Source organism: Thalassobaculum sp. (genome assembly GCF_040219615.1).
Taxonomy (GTDB): Bacteria; Pseudomonadota; Alphaproteobacteria; order Thalassobaculales; family Thalassobaculaceae; genus Thalassobaculum_A.
Map to the genome: position 1 here is coordinate 367640 of NZ_JAVJSE010000013.1, position 14532 is coordinate 382171.

Annotated in this window: 14 protein-coding genes; 6 read left to right on the forward strand and 8 right to left on the reverse strand. The window is 73.7% G+C overall.

Features of this window, described 5'->3' with window-relative positions:
• Window position 1: 1 nt before the first annotated feature.
• The 4 genes from RIC31_RS09225 to RIC31_RS09240 all read left to right on the forward strand — a co-directional run bounded on the left by RIC31_RS09225 (window position 2) and on the right by RIC31_RS09240 (window position 4521).
• On the forward strand, window positions 2-1525 hold the full coding sequence (locus RIC31_RS09225; protein ID WP_350105439.1) for a YifB family Mg chelatase-like AAA ATPase: 1524 nt from the start codon (window positions 2-4) through the stop codon (window positions 1523-1525).
• A gap of 15 nt (window positions 1526-1540) precedes the next feature.
• Window positions 1541-2122, forward strand: coding sequence for a HutD/Ves family protein (locus RIC31_RS09230; RefSeq protein WP_350105441.1), 582 nt, complete (start codon window positions 1541-1543; stop codon window positions 2120-2122).
• 64 nt (window positions 2123-2186) lie between these two features.
• Window positions 2187-2876, forward strand: coding sequence for a hypothetical protein (locus RIC31_RS09235; RefSeq protein WP_350105444.1), 690 nt, complete (start codon window positions 2187-2189; stop codon window positions 2874-2876).
• 13 nt (window positions 2877-2889) lie between these two features.
• Complete coding sequence (locus tag RIC31_RS09240; RefSeq protein WP_350105446.1) at window positions 2890-4521, forward strand: Na/Pi symporter; 1632 nt, start codon at window positions 2890-2892, stop codon at window positions 4519-4521.
• Between the two features lie 7 nt (window positions 4522-4528).
• On the opposite strand, the gene gshB is transcribed toward RIC31_RS09240, so the two are convergent.
• The 4 genes from gshB to RIC31_RS09260 form a co-directional block, all read right to left on the reverse strand.
• The gene (gshB, locus tag RIC31_RS09245; RefSeq protein ID WP_350105448.1) at window positions 4529-5467 is read right to left on the reverse strand and encodes a glutathione synthase; all 939 of its coding nucleotides are present in this window, start codon (window positions 5465-5467) and stop codon (window positions 4529-4531) included.
• 107 nt (window positions 5468-5574) lie between these two features.
• Window positions 5575-6408 carry a transglutaminase family protein gene (locus tag RIC31_RS09250; protein WP_350105451.1) on the reverse strand — a complete coding sequence of 278 codons (834 nt, stop codon included), beginning with the start codon at window positions 6406-6408 and terminating at the stop codon, window positions 5575-5577.
• 24 nt (window positions 6409-6432) lie between these two features.
• Window positions 6433-7038: a BON domain-containing protein gene (locus RIC31_RS09255; RefSeq protein WP_350105454.1), complete on the reverse strand. Its 606-nt coding sequence runs from the start codon at window positions 7036-7038 to the stop codon at window positions 6433-6435.
• Between the two features lie 74 nt (window positions 7039-7112).
• Window positions 7113-7559 carry a YraN family protein gene (locus RIC31_RS09260; RefSeq protein WP_350105457.1) on the reverse strand — a complete coding sequence of 149 codons (447 nt, stop codon included), beginning with the start codon at window positions 7557-7559 and terminating at the stop codon, window positions 7113-7115.
• A 72-nt stretch (window positions 7560-7631) separates the two neighbouring features.
• Here RIC31_RS09260 and RIC31_RS09265 point away from each other — a divergent pair, with 72 nt between their 5' ends.
• Complete coding sequence (locus RIC31_RS09265; protein ID WP_350105460.1) at window positions 7632-8888, forward strand: penicillin-binding protein activator; 1257 nt, start codon at window positions 7632-7634, stop codon at window positions 8886-8888.
• Window positions 8889-8901: 13 nt separating this feature from the next.
• Here RIC31_RS09265 and RIC31_RS09270 read toward each other — a convergent pair whose 3' ends face one another.
• From RIC31_RS09270 to rph, 4 genes are all read right to left on the reverse strand, one after another.
• Window positions 8902-10578 carry a glycosyltransferase family 4 protein gene (locus RIC31_RS09270; RefSeq protein WP_350105463.1) on the reverse strand — a complete coding sequence of 559 codons (1677 nt, stop codon included), beginning with the start codon at window positions 10576-10578 and terminating at the stop codon, window positions 8902-8904.
• Window positions 10579-10654: 76 nt separating this feature from the next.
• Window positions 10655-11866 carry a radical SAM family heme chaperone HemW gene (gene hemW, locus RIC31_RS09275; RefSeq protein WP_350105466.1) on the reverse strand — a complete coding sequence of 404 codons (1212 nt, stop codon included), beginning with the start codon at window positions 11864-11866 and terminating at the stop codon, window positions 10655-10657.
• Complete coding sequence (rdgB, locus tag RIC31_RS09280; protein WP_350105721.1) at window positions 11847-12470, reverse strand: RdgB/HAM1 family non-canonical purine NTP pyrophosphatase; 624 nt, start codon at window positions 12468-12470, stop codon at window positions 11847-11849. The genes hemW and rdgB overlap by 20 nt, the downstream gene beginning before the upstream one ends.
• A 2-nt stretch (window positions 12471-12472) precedes the next feature.
• Window positions 12473-13216, reverse strand: coding sequence for a ribonuclease PH (rph, locus tag RIC31_RS09285; protein ID WP_350105471.1), 744 nt, complete (start codon window positions 13214-13216; stop codon window positions 12473-12475).
• 198 nt (window positions 13217-13414) lie between these two features.
• Between rph and hrcA the strand changes: the two genes are divergently transcribed.
• Window positions 13415-14485: a heat-inducible transcriptional repressor HrcA gene (gene hrcA, locus RIC31_RS09290; RefSeq protein WP_350105474.1), complete on the forward strand. Its 1071-nt coding sequence runs from the start codon at window positions 13415-13417 to the stop codon at window positions 14483-14485.
• Window positions 14486-14532 lie beyond the last annotated feature (47 nt).

Genomic DNA, 14532 nt, shown 5'->3' on the forward strand with positions numbered 1-14532 from the left:
CATGACCGCCCGCGTCGCCACCGTCGCGTTCCGCGGCATCGAGACCCTGGAGGTCGACGTGCAGGTCCATGTCGCCGGCGGCGGCGGCTGGCCCGGCATCTACGTGGTCGGACTCCCCGACAAGGCGGTCGGCGAGAGTCGCGAGCGGGTGCATGCGGCCCTCTCGGCGCTCGGCCTGGCGATCCCGCAGAAGCGCATCGTGGTGAACCTGGCGCCGGCCGACCTGCCGAAGGAGGGCAGCCATTTCGACCTGGCGATCGCGCTCGCCATCCTGCTGGCGCTCGGCGCGCTGTCCGCCGAGGACCTGGCCGGCTGGGTGGCGATGGGCGAGCTGGCGCTGGACGGCCGCATCACCCCGGTGGCCGGGGTCCTGCCGGCGGCGATCGCGGCGGCGGGCGCCGGACGGCGCGGGCTGATCTGTCCCGAGGCCTGCGGGCCGGAGGCGCGCTGGGCCGACGACCTGGAGGTGGTGGCGGCCCCCGACCTGCTGTCGCTGCTGAACCACCTGCGCGGCATCCAGGTCCTGCCCGAGCCGCCGCGCGCCGGGGCCGGCCCCGAGCCGCGCTATCCGGACCTGCGCGACATCAAGGGCCAGGAGACCGCGAAGCGCGCGCTGGAGGTGACGGCGGCCGGCGGCCACAACCTGCTGATGGTCGGCCCGCCGGGTGCCGGCAAGTCGATGATGGCGGCCCGCCTGCCCGGCCTGCTGCCCGGCCTCGCCCCGGCCGAGGCCCTGGAGGTGTCGATGATCCGGTCGGTGGCCGGCGAGCTGAAGGGCGGGCGGATCTCGCGCGAGCGGCCGTTCCGCTGCCCGCACCACTCCTCCTCGATGCCGGCGCTGATCGGCGGCGGCACCCGGGCCCGGCCGGGCGAGGTGTCGCTGGCCCATCGGGGGGTGCTGTTCCTGGACGAACTCGCCGAGTTCCCGCGGCAGGTGCTCGACGCCCTGCGCCAGCCGATCGAGACCGGCGAGGCGGTGATCGCCCGCGCCAACCACCATGTCAGCTACCCGGCGCGGTTCCAGCTGGTGGCGGCGATGAACCCGTGCCGCTGCGGCCACCTCGCCGACCCGTCGCGCAGCTGCGGCCGGGCGCCGCGCTGCGCCCAGGACTATCAGAGCAGGCTGTCCGGCCCGCTGCTCGACCGCTTCGACCTGACCGTCCAGGTGCCGGCGGTGTCGGCCGCCGACCTCGCCCTGCCGCCGCCGGCCGAGGGCACCGCCGAGGTCGCCGCCCGGGTCGCGGGCGCCCGCACCGTCCAGGCCGAGCGCTACCGCGCCCTCGACCCCTCCGGCGCGACCCTGACCAACGCCGAGGCCGACGGCGAGGTCCTGGCGGCGGTCGCCGAGCCGGACCCGGCCGGGCTCGACCTGCTGCGGCTCGCCGCCGAGCGCCTGAAGCTGTCGGCCCGCGGCTACCACCGGGTGCTGCGGGTGGCGCGCACCCTGGCCGACCTGGACGGCGCCGACGGCGTGACCCGGGTGCACGTCGCCGAGGCCCTGGGGTATCGTGCCGGCACCGGATAGCCCCAGGACCGAGCCATGCAGATCCTCCGCGCCAGCCAGCATCGCGTCATGCCGTGGAAGAACGGCGGCGGCTCGACCACCGAGATCGCGCTCGCCCCGGAAGGCGCCGGGCTCGACGACTTCGACTGGCGGATCAGCATGGCGGTGGTCGCCGCCGACGGGCCGTTCTCGGCCTTCCCCGGCGTCGACCGCACCCTGGCGGTCCTGGACGGCGCCGGGCTGGTGCTGCACGGGCTGCCCGGCGGGCCGGCGCGGCTCGGGCGTGCCACCCCGCCCTTCGGCTTCCCGGCCGACGCCGACGTCGCCGCCACCCTGCCGGACGGGCCGATCACCGACCTGAACGTCATGACCCGGCGCGGCCGGTTCGGCGGCCGGGTCCGGCGGATCGTCGAGACCGGCCCTGTGGCGGTGGCCGCCGACGCGGCGGTGACCCTGCTGCTGGCCGAGACGCCATGCCGGCTGGCGGTCGACGGCCTTCCGCCGGTCGAGCTCGGCCGCCGCGACGCGGTGCGGCTCGACGGCCCCATCGGGCGGTTGGCGCTGACGGCCGACGGCGGGGTCGAGGCCTATCTGGTCGAGCTCACGGCCGTCGCCTGATCCCCCCGGCCGGGCGGTTCGTGCTATAGCGCTCGCGGGGAGAGGCCGGCGAACGGGGGATTGCATGACCGGAACCGGATTCGGCGACCGCCAGGCCGCCCGGCGCCAGCTGGTGATGATGGCCGGCACCCTGGTGGTGGTGCTGGTGGTCATCAACGTGATCGCGATCTACGGCCTCGACCGGATCGGCCGCGAGGCCGAGTCCTACGCCGCGGTCACCGAGCGGCTGATCGAGACCACCGACCTGGCCCGCGAGGCGCAGGTCGGGTTCAAGACCCAGGTCCAGGAATGGAAGAACGTGCTGCTGCGCGGCCACGTCGCCGAGGATCTCGCGCGCTACACCGCCGCCTTCCACGACCAGGAGGCCGCGGTCGCCGAGCGCCTGGACCGGCTCCACGACCGGGCCGCCCGGCTCGGCCTGGCGACCGGCAGCGTCGAACGGCTGATCGCCCTGCACGCGGAGCTGCGGGACCGCTACGCGACCGCCCTGCAATCCTTCGATCCCGCCGATCCGCAGGCGGCATGGCGGGTCGATCACTCGGTGCGCGGCATGGACCGGCCGCTGAACGACGGCTTCGACGCCCAGGTCGCCGAGGTCCGGGACCTGGCCGCCGCCCGCCGCAAGGCGGTGGAGGCGGAGGTCGCCGCCCTGACCCGGCTGCACCGGCAGGTGCTGATCGGCGTGCATGCCGGCGGTATCGTGCTGGTGCTGGTCTGGCTGGTGCTGGCCCTGCGCGCGCTGCGGCGCGGCTGACCGCCGGCCGGTCATGGAGATCGCGGCAGACCTGCTGGCCGGCCTCGGCTTGTTCTTCGTCGGGATTCGCCTGATCGGCGGCAACCTGCGGGAAATGAGCGGCCGCTGGTTCCGCCGGCTGATCGCGCGCGCCACCGGCAACCCGGCGCTGGCCGCCCTGGTCGGGACCCTGTCGGGCGCCGTCACCCAGAGCAGCAGCGCCATCACCTTCATCGTGGTCAGCCTGATCTCGGCCGGCCTGCTCGGCATCCGCCGGGCGGTGCCGCTGGTGGTCTGGGCCAATGTCGGGACCTCGATACTGGTGCTGCTGGCGGTCGTCGACCTGCGGCTGCTGGTGCTGTACCTGCTCGCCGCCACCGGCCTCGGCTATTTCCTGAACCTCGACCGGGCACCGCGCTGGCGGCACGCCCTCGGCTCCGCGCTCGGCGTCGCCCTGCTGTTCCTCGGCATCGTGTTCATCAAGGAGAGCGGCGGCGAGCTGCGGGCGGTGCCGGCGGTCGCCGATTTCCTGGCCTTCGCCGCCGGCTGGCCGCTGCTGGCCTTCGTGGTCGGCGCCGGCCTGACCCTGGTGGCGCAGAGCTCGGCCACCGTCTCGGTGGTGGCGGTGACCCTGACCACCGCCGGGGTGCTGACCCTCGACCAGACCGCGCTGCTGGTGTTCGGCGCCAGCCTCGGTTCCGGACTCAGCGTCTGGCTGCTGTCGGCCAACCTGACCGGCAGCGGCCGCCAGCTCGCGCTGGTGCAGGTGCTGGCCAAGGTGACCGGGGTCGTCCTGCTGCTGCCGGTCTACGTCGCCGGTCAGGTCGTCGAACTGCCGGGCGGCGCGGCGCTCCTGGCGGCGGCCACGGCGGCGCCCGACCAGGCGGTCGCCCTGCTCTACCTGGCGCTGCAGCTGGTCGCCGCCCTGGCGATGTCGGTGCTCGGCGGCCCGGTGCTGGCGCTGGCCGCGCGCGCAGCCCCGGAGAGCGAGGAGGAGCGGCTGTCGCGGCCGCGCTACCTGTACGACCAGGCGGTCGAGGACCCGGAGACCGCGGTCGAGCTGGTGCGCCGAGAGCAGGCGCGGATCCTCGGCCACCTGCCCGCCCTGCTCGACACGGTCCGCCCGGAGGCGGCGCCGGCGGTCGAGGCCGCGACGCTGCTGGAGGCCAGCCGCAACCTGACGGCGCGCTGCGAGCACTTCCTGACCGAGCTGCTGGACGCGACCTCGTCGCGCGACCTGATGCTGGCGGTGCTGCAGCTGGAGAAGCGCAACCAGCTGCTGGGCGAGCTGCTCGTGACCGCCGACCAGCAGCTCGCGGGTCCGTATCGCGGGTTGCAGGCGACCGGCGGCGGCCGGCTGGACGGCCTGCTACGGGCCCTGGTCGAGAGCCAGCACGCCCTGCTGCTGACCGCGCTCGACGCGCTCGCGCACGAGACCGACAGCGCGGGAGCGTCCGAACCGGACGAGGTGGCGCTGCTGCTGGCGCTCAGCGGCGACCGGTCGGAAGCGATGGACGAACTGCGCCGCCGGGTCGCCGGCGAGACCCGGCTGACGGCGGCCGAGCACGAAGCCCTGTACGCCGCCACCGCCCTGTTCGAGCGCACGGTCTGGCTGGTGCGGCGCTACGCCCTGCTGATCGGCCGCGAGGCGGCGGCCGAGGTGTAGGCCCCGCCTAAAGCTTGCCCTCGATGGCGTCCCACAGCATGGCCGCCACGTCGATGCCGTCGAAGCGCGACAGCTCCTGGATGCCGGTCGGCGAGGTGACGTTGATCTCGGTCAGGTAGTCGCCGATCACGTCGATGCCGACGAACACCAGGCCGAGGCGCTTCAGCTCCGGGCCGATTGCCTCGCAGATCGCGTGGTCGCGCGTCGTCATCTCGCATTTCACGGCCTTGCCGCCGACATGCATGTTGGAGCGCGCCTCGCCCTGGGCCGGCACCCGGTTGATCGCGCCGACGCCCTTGCCGTCGACCAGGATCACCCGCTTGTCGCCCTGCCGGACCTCCGGCAGGTAGCGCTGCACGATCACCGGCTCGCGGTAGAACTGGGTAAACAGCTCCAGCAGCGAGTTCAGGTTCTCGTCGTCCGGCTTGACGTGGAACACCCCGGCGCCGCCGTTGCCGAACAGCGGCTTGACGATGATGTCCTTGTGCTCGTCGCGGAACGCCTTGATCTCCACCGGGTCGTGGGCGATCAGGGTCGGCGGCATCAACCCCTCGAAATGGGTGACGAACAGCTTCTCCGGGGCGTTGCGCACACTCGCCGGGTCGTTCACCACGAGGGTCTTCGGGTGGATGTGCTCGAGCACGTGGGTGGTGGTGATGTAGCTCATGTCGAACGGCGGGTCCTGGCGCAGCAGCACCACGTCCGCGGTCGACAGGTCCATCACGTCGCGGGCGCCGAGCGTGAAGTGGTCGCCCTCGACCCGGCGGACCTCCAGCGGCGCCACCCGGGCCGTCACCCGGCGGTCCTTGAAGGTCAGGTGCCGCGGCAGGTAGTGGTACAGCCGGTGGCCGCGCTTCTGCGCCTCCAGCGCCAGCGCGAAGCTGCTGTCGCCGTGGATCGACACCGTCTCGATGGGATCCATCTGGATCGCGACCTCGAGGGCCATGGGCGGTCTCCCTGATCGTTCTCGCCGTTCTGTCGCCGGCCGGCCGACCATCCATCGCGGCCGGCCCGCGCGCAAGCGGAATGGGCGGTGGCGGCGCGGAACTTCTGTCAGTTGAGCCGGGAACCGATGCCGGCGAGCTGGGCCTCCAGCGTGCGCCGGCTGTCCGGGTCGCCGTGGCCGGCGTCGAGCCAGCCGCGGATCGCGGCGGTCGCCGCCCGCATCGCCCCGGTCGCCGCCAGCACGCCGGCCTGCTCGCGGACCAGCTCCGGCAGCTCCGGCGCCATCCGTCGCATGCGCTCGAGCACCGCCAGACCACCCGGCACGTCGCCGGCCTGCAGGCGCCGCAGCTTGATGTTGTTCTGCAGGCGCAGCAGAACCGCCCGGTCCGACACCGGGGCCAGGGCGGCCGGCGACGCCTGGGCGTCGGGGCTGACCCGCCGCAGCCGGGCCCGCAGGTCGTCGGGGCCGAGCGGCTCGCCGCCGCCGAACGGATCCAGCGCCCAGTGCCGGCCCAGCACCTCGACACCGATCATGAAATGCGACGGCACGTTCAGCCCGGCGGCGCCGTGCCCACGGGCCCGGGCGGCGTGGATGTACAGGATGCCGAGCGCCACCGGCAGGCCGCACCGGCGCTCCAGCACCCGGATCAGGTCGGCGTTGGCCAGGTCGTCGTAGGTCTCGGAGTCGCCACGGTAGCCGAGCCGCCCGGCGATCCCGGCGGCCAGGGTGGCGGCCGGCTCGACACTGCGCGCCTCGGCCTCGGCAACCGCCGCCACCAGGGCGTCGAGGGCCTCCAGGCAGGGCCGGGTGTCGGGTGCGGCGGCGCCCTGCCCGACCCGGTCGAGCACCGCCAGCGCCAGCGCGGTCTCGGCGATCGCCAGCGGCGCCTCGCCGGCCGCGGCGGCGGCGTCGAGCGCGCCCAGGGCGGTCTCCGGCGTCATCCGGCGTCCCTCATCGGCCAACCCTCATTTCGGCGTCGCCACCCGGACGAAATCGACCACCTGGCGGACATAGGCGATGTCGCGGGCGGTGCCGAGCACCCGCTGCAGCTCGGCCTCGGTGCGCGCCACGCCCATGATGTAGACGGTCTGGTTGACCACATCGACCGAGTAGTTGATCAGCGACACCTGGTCGTCGAGCAGCAGCCGGGTCCGCAGCTTGGCGGCGATCGAGATGTCGCGGCCCTTGTCGGTCAGGGTGCTCTCGTCCGCCACCCTGAGCTCGTTGATGACCTCGCTGACGTCGCGCACCGACCAGGTCAGCTTGGCCGCCTGCACCCGGTCCTCCGGCTTCGGCACGATCCCGGTCAGCAGCACCCGGCCCTCCTCGACCGTGAACGACACGTCCTGGTAAAGGGCCGCGTTGGTCTGGAAGAACAGGCCGTTCAGCTCGGCCTTGATGCGGGTGTCGTCGACCGCGGCTGCGAAGCCCTTCTCCTTCTGGGTGGCGGTGGCGCCGGCGGCGCCGGCCCCGACCGCGATGCCGACCGGCGTACAGCCCGCGGTCCCGGCGACGAGGGCGGCAAGGGCGATCGCGCCGAGGACGGCAACCGGGGTGGTGCGACGCGGCATCGGGGTCTCCAACGGCAGTGGGCGATGAGTGAGTCGGCGGCGGCTTCCATATCTAGTGCGTTCGGCGGCCCCCGTCACCCGCCCGGCCGCCAGATGTCGACCAGATGGACCGGCAGCCGCCACGGCCTGACCGCCACCAGGTCGAAACGGCGGTCGAGGCCGGCGAGATCGGGCCGGCCCGCGAGGAAGCTTTCCAGCCCGCGCGCCACCCGCCACCGCTGGCGTGGCGACACCGCATCGACGGCGGCCGCCAGGCTGGGCCGCGCCTTGACCTCGACCGCAACCACCAGACCGCCGCGCCGCACCACCAGGTCGACCTCGCCGGCCGGGCTGCGCAGCCGACGCGCCAGCACCCGGTAGCCCTTCAGGATCAGCCAGGCCGCCGCCCAGGTCTCGGCCCGGACCCCGAGGCGCTCGGCGGCCCGCCGCCGGGCCCGGGCCCCGCCATCGGCCGCCGGCGCCGCATTCCCGCCACCGCGTGCGCGTTTACTTGGCCGGCGCGCTCGATTAGCGTCCGTCACCGTCGGCGTCCGTCACCAGGGAACTGCACCATGGGCCTCCCGCCGCTCCGCCTGCCGTCTCGCAACCGGCTCGTGCCCCGCGCCGTCGCCGGCGCCGGTATCGCGATCCTGGCATTATGGCTTGCCGCCTGCAGCTCGGGCGATACCGTTCCGGTCGCGTCGAGCCCGCCGCCGGCCCAGCAGCAGCCACAACCCCAGGTCCAGCAGCCGCTGCCGCCGGCCGGCTCGCTGGAGCTTGGCCGGTCGCTGCCGGAAACCGCGCCGGCGGTGCCGGCCGGCCCGCCGCGGATCGCCCTGCTGGTGCCGCTGACCGGCCGCGCCGCCGGCGTCGGCCTGGCCATGCGCAACGCCGCCGAGCTGGCGCTGTTCGAGATCGCCGACGACGAGTTCGCGCTGTCGGTCCACGACACCGGCTCGACCCCGGACGGTGCTGCGGCCGCCGCCCAGAAGGCGATCGCCGGCGGCGCCCGCCTGATCGTCGGGCCGCTGTTCGCCACCGGCGTATCGGCGGTCGCGCCGATCGCCCGGCCGGCCGGCGTGCCGGTGATCGCATTCTCCAACGACCGCTCGGTCGCCGGCGACGGGGTCTGGGTGTTCGGCCTGCTTCCCGGTCAGCAGGTCCAGCGGGTGACCGCGTATGCCGCATCGCGCGGACTGACGCGGTTCGGTGCCCTGGTGCCGGCCAACGCCTTCGGCTCGACCGCGCTGCAGGCGCTGAACGCGACCGTGGCCCGAACCGGCGGCGCGGTGGTCGCCAGCGACAGCTATCCGACCGGCCGCGGCACCGAGAACGGCCCGCTGGTCCGAAGCTTCGCGCAGCGGATCGGGGCCAGCGCCGACGGCACGCCCTACATCGACGCCGTGCTGGTGCCGGACGGCGGGTCGGAGATCCGCAACCTGGCGCCGCTGATGGCCTATTACGACATCGACAACGCCAAGGTCCGCTATCTCGGCAGCACCCTGTGGAACGATCCCGAGCTCGGCCGCGAGCCGGCGCTGGCCGGCGGCTGGTTCGCAGCACCCTCGCCGCAGACCCGGCGGCCGTTCGAGCAGCGCTACCGCTCGGTGTTCGGGGCCGCCCCGGCGGGCCTGGCCTCGCTCGCCTACGACGCGGTGTCGCTGGCGGCGGTGATGGCGCGCCAGCCCGGCGGGCCGGCCTTCGACCGGGAGTCGCTGACCCAGCCGAGCGGCTTCGCCGGGGTCGACGGGCTGTTCCGGCTGATGCCGGACGGCAGCAACCAGCGCGGCCTCGCGGTGCTGCAGCTCACGCCGTCCGGCATCGAGATCCAGGATCCGGCGCCGACCAGCTTCGAGCCGCTGCTGAACTGACCCGCCGGGGCGCTCAGCCCTCGGCCGGCAGCCAGTCGAGCATGCCGAGCTTGGCCATCAGCAGGACCGCCCGCTCGATCCTGAAGCGCTGCGGCTCGGGAAACCGGTCGAGCACCGCCTTTACGGTTCCCGCCGCACCGTCGGCGATCATCTCGAGGATCTGGGTGCATTCGTCGGGCGAGGCGCGCCAGAACGAGTAGGCGGTGTCGAGATCGACCCGCCTCGCCCGCTCGAGGTCGTGGGCCCCGACGCCGGGGCGGACCGTCAGCCCGGTCTGCGGCGACAGAACCCTGGTCGCGAAGCCGGCGAAGGCACGGTACGGGTCGCCGCCGACCGGGTTCGGCGCCCGGCCGGCCGGCGCCGTCTCGGCGGTCGCCCGGATCGCCGCCAGCTCGTCGACCAGGGCGTTGACCTGCCCGGCGACCACCGCCCAGTCGAAGGTCTCCCGGACCCGGGCCCGACCGGCCGCACCCATCCGGCGGCGCAGCCCGGGCGAGCGCGCCAGCTCCGCCAGGGCCGCGGCGGCCCGGCCGACATGGACCGCAGTCGAGTGGGCGACCATCCCGACATAGGACTGGTAGGATTCCATCTGCAGGGCGTGCCGGATCGCGATGCTCTCACCGAAGCGGCCGGCCGGGCCGATCAGGGTCGGGATCAGGAAGCCGTCCTCGCCGTCGCGCACGGTGTAGCGGTAGCCGTCCCAGTCGCTGACCACCACCGGCAGCCCGGCGGCCATCGCCTCGATCGGGGTGATGCCGAAGGTCTCCTGGACGTTGTCGATCAGCGACAGGAACACGTCGGCGGCGGCCCACAGGCTGCCGACCCGGTCGCGGTCGCCGCCGTCGAGGAAATGCACCGGCACCGAAGGCGCGTAGGCGCGGGCTGCCTGCTCGTAGCGGCGGCGATCGGCATCGGCGCCCGGGAACCAGCCGGCCAGGGCGAAATGGATGCGCTTGCCGCTCGACCGCGCCGCCTCCTCGACCGCCCGGAACATCGGCTGCGGGAACGCCTTCTCGAAGAACGACAGCCGGCCGACCCACAGCACCAGCACGTCGTCGGGCCCGATGCCGAGCTCCTCGCGCAGGGCCGCGCGGACCGCCGGCCGGTCGGCCAGCGCCGCGAGCCGCGCCCCGTCCACGCCGAGCGGAACGAGCGGCAGATGCGGACGGTGCTGGCGGTTGCCGCCGAACCGCTCGGCCAGATAGACGCCCCATTCGTCGAACATCTCGACGACCGCGCTGCGCACCGTCGGCGAGGTGCAGATGAGCGCGTCCCAGGGATGGACCGGGCCGACCGAGGCATTGGCGATCTGGCCGCGCACCGCCGGCGGCGCGATGGTGTGGATCACGCCCAGCAGGCTGTAGGCCCGGTCGCCGACGCTCCGGCGGCGCAGCCAGGCGAGATCGACGAGATCCGGGCTGCCCCGCAGCATCGCGCCGGCCGCGGCCAGCAGGCTGACGTCCAGGACGCTGCCCGGCACCAGTTCGGTGGCCGCTGCCTCGCCGTCCAGAAGGTCCTCGGCCAGTTCCGCCGGCGTGACGGTGACATGCGTCAGCACGTCGAGCCGGTCGAATCCGCCATGCCGGGCCAGCGCCCGCAGCAGGCCGGTGTTGGCCACATGAAGCCCGACCGGACTGGAGCCGACGCCGATACGGCCGCCGGCCCAGTACGTCGCCAGACGCGATGCCATCCTGTCCCCCGCCACCGCCTCAACCACTGCCCGCCGGCACCACGACCACCCCGGGCCACAGGGCCGTTCCCATCCGTCAGCCCGGCGGCCGCGCCCCGCGCAGCAGCCGGTCGGTGACCGCGTCCAGCCGGGCGCGGCCGGCGGCGGTCGCCCGCAGCCCCTCCGTATCGAGCGCCAGGAATCCGCCGTCGACCAGCAGCGATATCGTCGCGGCTTCGAACAGGTCCTCCGGCCCGCGCCCGAACAGCGCGGTCCAGCGCTCGCGCGGCAGGCCGCCGGCGAGCCGCAGCCCGGTCAGGGTGGCCTCGATCAGGGTCTCGGCCGGGTCGATCGGCCGGTCGTCGACCAGGGCGTGGCCGTCGCGCTCGACCCGGTCGAGCCAGATCGCCGGCGCCCGGTGGGTGCGGGTCGCCACCTTGGCGCCGCCCTCGCTCAGCCGGCCATGCGCGCCGGGGCCGACGCCGAGATAGTCGCGGTAGCTCCAGTACACCATGTTGTGCCGGCATTCCTGGCCCGGCCGGGCGTGGTTGGAGACCTCGTAGGCCGGCATGCCGGCGGCCTCCAGGGTGTCCTGGGTGACGTCCCACAGCGCCGCCGCAGTGTCCTCGTCGGGCAGCCGGAAGGCGCCGCGGGCGTGCAGGGAATGGAACGGCGTGGTCGGCTCGATGGTCAGCTGGTAGAGCGACAGGTGACCGGCGGCGTGCGCCAGCGCGCCGGCCAGCTCGCGCCGCCAGGACTGCGGACTCTGGTCCGGCCGGGCATAGATCAGGTCGAAGCTGACGCGCTCGAAGCGCTCGCGGGCGGTCGCCACCGCCGCCAGCGCCTCGCCGGCGCCATGGGTCCGGCCCAGGAACGTCAGCACCGAGTCGTCGAGCGCCTGCACGCCGAGCGACACCCGGTTGACCCCGGCGTCCCGGAACGCCTCCAGCTTGCCGGCCTCCACCGAGGTCGGGTTGGCCTCGAGGGTCACCTCGAGATCGTTTGCGATCCGGAACGACGACCGGACGGTCTCCAGGACCGCGGCGACGGTGTCGGGCGCCATCAGCGACGGCGTGCCGCCGCCGAAGAACACGCTCTCGACCCGGCGCCGGCCGGCCCGGGCAGCCTGGGTCGCCAGCTCGCGGACCAGTGCGCGGCGCCAGCGGTCGTGGTCGACCGCGTCGGCGACATGGCTGTTGAAGTCGCAATACGGGCATTTCGAGAGGCAGAACGGCCAGTGGACGTAGACCCCGATGGCCTCGTCGCGCGCCGCCGCCGAAGGGGCGATATTAGCCGTCGCGGCCGCCATCGAAGCACCGCGCGACCAGTTTGGCGAAGGCGTCGGCCCGGTGGCTGACGGAATGTTTCCACTCCGAATCGACTTCGCCGAAGGTCTGTTCATGGCCCGCCGGGACGAACATCGGGTCGTAGCCGAAGCCGCGGCCGCCGCGCGGCGGCCACACCACGGTCCCGTGCACCTCGCCCTCGACGGTCTCGGTGTGGCCGTCCGGCCAGGCCAGGCTGAGCGCGCAGGCGAAGCGGGCGCCGCGGTCCGCCGATCCGGAGGCCTGCACGGCCTCCCAGACCTTCGCCATGGCGATCCCGAAGTCCTTGCCGGGCCCGGCCCAGCGCGCCGAGTACACGCCGGGGTCGCCGCCCAGGGCGTCGACGCAGAACCCGGAGTCGTCGGACAGCGCCGGCATCCCGGCGGCCCGGGCGGCGGCCAGCGCCTTCAGCTCGGCATTGGCCACGAAGGTGGTCCCGGTCTCCTCAGGCTCCGGCAGGCCGAGCTCCGCGGCGGCGACGATCTCCATGCCGAACGGCGCCAGCAGCTCGCGGATCTCGCGCACCTTGCCGGGGTTGTGCGAGGCCACCAGCAGTGTCGTTCCGGACAGCCTGCGGATCGTCTCCACGGTCAACCGACGGCTTCCTTCTGCATGTCGACCAGCTCCGAGACCCCCTTGCGGGCGAGCCGCAGCAGGCTGTCGAACGACGCCTCCTCGAACGGGTCGGCCTCGGCGGTCGCCTGGATCTCGACGATCCCGCCGCGCCCGGTCAGCACGAAATTGGCGTCGGCGTCGCAGGTCGAGTCCTCGGCATAGTCCAGGTCGAGCACCGCCGCGCCCTTGTACAGGCCGCAGGAGATCGCCGCCACATGGTCGGTCAGCGGCATCGTCTTGACGGCGCCGAACCGCAGCAGGGTCGACAGCGCCTGGTGCAGGGCGACCCAGGAGCCGGTGATCGCGGCGGTGCGGGTGCCGCCGTCGGCCTGGATGACGTCGCAGTCGATGCGGATCTGGCGCTCGCCGAGCAGGGCGAGGTCGGTAACGGCCCGCAACGAACGCCCGATCAACCGCTGGATCTCCTGGGTGCGGCCGGACTGCTTGCCGCGCGCGGCCTCGCGGTCGGTGCGGGTATGGGTGGAGCGCGGCAGCATGCCGTATTCCGCGGTCACCCAGCCCTTGCCGCCGCCCTTCAGCCACGGCGGCACCCGGTCCTCGATGCTGGCGGTGCACAGCACATGGGTGTCGCCGAACCGGATCAGGCAGGATCCCTCGGCATGCTTGGCGAAGCCCGGCTCGAACCGGACCGCGCGCAGGTCGTCGACGGCACGGCCGGACGGGCGGCCGGCAAAGGCGCCGGAGGGGGATTGCGGCATCGGTCGGCTCCTGCGGTCGGCTCCGGGGCGCGCACCCGGTGGTTCCAGCGGCGATCGGGCGGGGGCGCGGTGGGCCGGGAACCTACCGCCGGGCAGGCGGGCCGTCCACCCTGCCGGCGCTTCGCAGGGCTCGCGCGCGGCGGCCATGCAAGGGCGGTCGTTGACCGGCCCCCGGCAGCTTCCTAGATTCAGCCGGCCATGAGCACCAGCACCCGAGAGACGACGAGTGGAATCGTCGGCCGCCTGAACGGCCGGACGCGGGAGATCTTCCGCCACATCGTCGACGCCTATGTGGAGACCGGCGAGCCGGTCGGGTCGCGCACGCTGTCGCGCCGGCTCGGCCTGGTGCTGTCGCCGGCCACCATCCGCAACGTGATGGCCGACCTGGAGGAAGCCGGGCTGCTGTACTCGCCGCACACCTCGGCCGGCCGGCTGCCGACCGATGCCGGCCTCAGGATGTTCGTCGACGGCCTGCTGGAGATCGGCGGCGACATCAGCGCCGACGAGCGCGCCAACATCGACGGCAAATGCGCCGCCGCCGGCCGAACGGTCGGCGAGATGCTGGAGGAGGCCTCGTCGACCCTGGCCGGGCTGTCGCGCTGCGCCGGGCTGGTAGTGTCGCCGAAATCCGAGGCGCCGCTCAAGCACATCGAGTTCGTGCCGCTCGGCAACCAGCGCGGCCTGGTGGTCATGGTCACCGAGGGCGGGCTGGTCGAGAACCGCATCGTCGAGCTGCCGGCCGGCCTGCCGGCATCGGCCCTGACCGAGGCCAGCAACTACCTGAACTCGCGGCTGAAGGGACAGATGCTCGACGAACTGCGGCTGCAGGTCGAGACCGAGATCGCGCATCGCCAGGCCGAGCTCGACGAGCTGACCAGCCGGGTCGTGCAGGCCGGGCTCGCGACCCGCGGCGAGGGGCCGCAGGGGCCGGCGCTGATCCTGCGCGGCCAGGCCCAGCTGCTGACCGACGTCTCGGCGCTCGAGGATCTGGAGCGGATCCGCGGCCTGTTCGAGATCCTGGAGGAGAAGGAGAGCACCCTGCGGCTGCTCGACTCGACCGGCGAGGCCGACGGGGTTCAGATCTTCATCGGTGCCGAGAACGCCCTGTTCCGGCACACCGGCTGCTCGATGATCATCGCGCCCTATCACGACCAGCGCCGCACCATCGTCGGCGCGATCGGCGTCATCGGCCCGACCCGGATGAACTACGCCCGGATCATCCCGATGGTCGACTACACGGCCAAGCTGATCGGCCGCCTGCTCGACTGAACGCTTTTCATCTCGGCCGGGTCGCCCTACATAGCGCCGGATCACGA

Bases quoted from the DNA above. Each gene is read 5' to 3' on its own strand.
- hemW (WP_350105466.1), bottom strand. From the start codon at position 11,866: ATGGCGGCCGCGACGGCTAATATCGCCCCTTCGGCGGCGGCGCGCGAC.
- RIC31_RS09235 (WP_350105444.1), top strand. From the start codon at position 2,187: ATGACCGGAACCGGATTCGGCGACCGCCAGGCCGCCCGGCGCCAGCTG.
- RIC31_RS09225 (WP_350105439.1), top strand. From the start codon at position 2: ATGACCGCCCGCGTCGCCACCGTCGCGTTCCGCGGCATCGAGACCCTG.
- RIC31_RS09230 (WP_350105441.1), top strand. From the start codon at position 1,541: ATGCAGATCCTCCGCGCCAGCCAGCATCGCGTCATGCCGTGGAAGAAC.
- rph (WP_350105471.1), bottom strand. From the start codon at position 13,216: ATGCCGCAATCCCCCTCCGGCGCCTTTGCCGGCCGCCCGTCCGGCCGT.
- RIC31_RS09270 (WP_350105463.1), bottom strand. From the start codon at position 10,578: ATGGCATCGCGTCTGGCGACGTACTGGGCCGGCGGCCGTATCGGCGTC.
- gshB (WP_350105448.1), bottom strand. From the start codon at position 5,467: ATGGCCCTCGAGGTCGCGATCCAGATGGATCCCATCGAGACGGTGTCG.
- RIC31_RS09255 (WP_350105454.1), bottom strand. From the start codon at position 7,038: ATGCCGCGTCGCACCACCCCGGTTGCCGTCCTCGGCGCGATCGCCCTT.
- hrcA (WP_350105474.1), top strand. From the start codon at position 13,415: ATGAGCACCAGCACCCGAGAGACGACGAGTGGAATCGTCGGCCGCCTG.
- RIC31_RS09240 (WP_350105446.1), top strand. From the start codon at position 2,890: ATGGAGATCGCGGCAGACCTGCTGGCCGGCCTCGGCTTGTTCTTCGTC.
- RIC31_RS09250 (WP_350105451.1), bottom strand. From the start codon at position 6,408: ATGACGCCGGAGACCGCCCTGGGCGCGCTCGACGCCGCCGCCGCGGCC.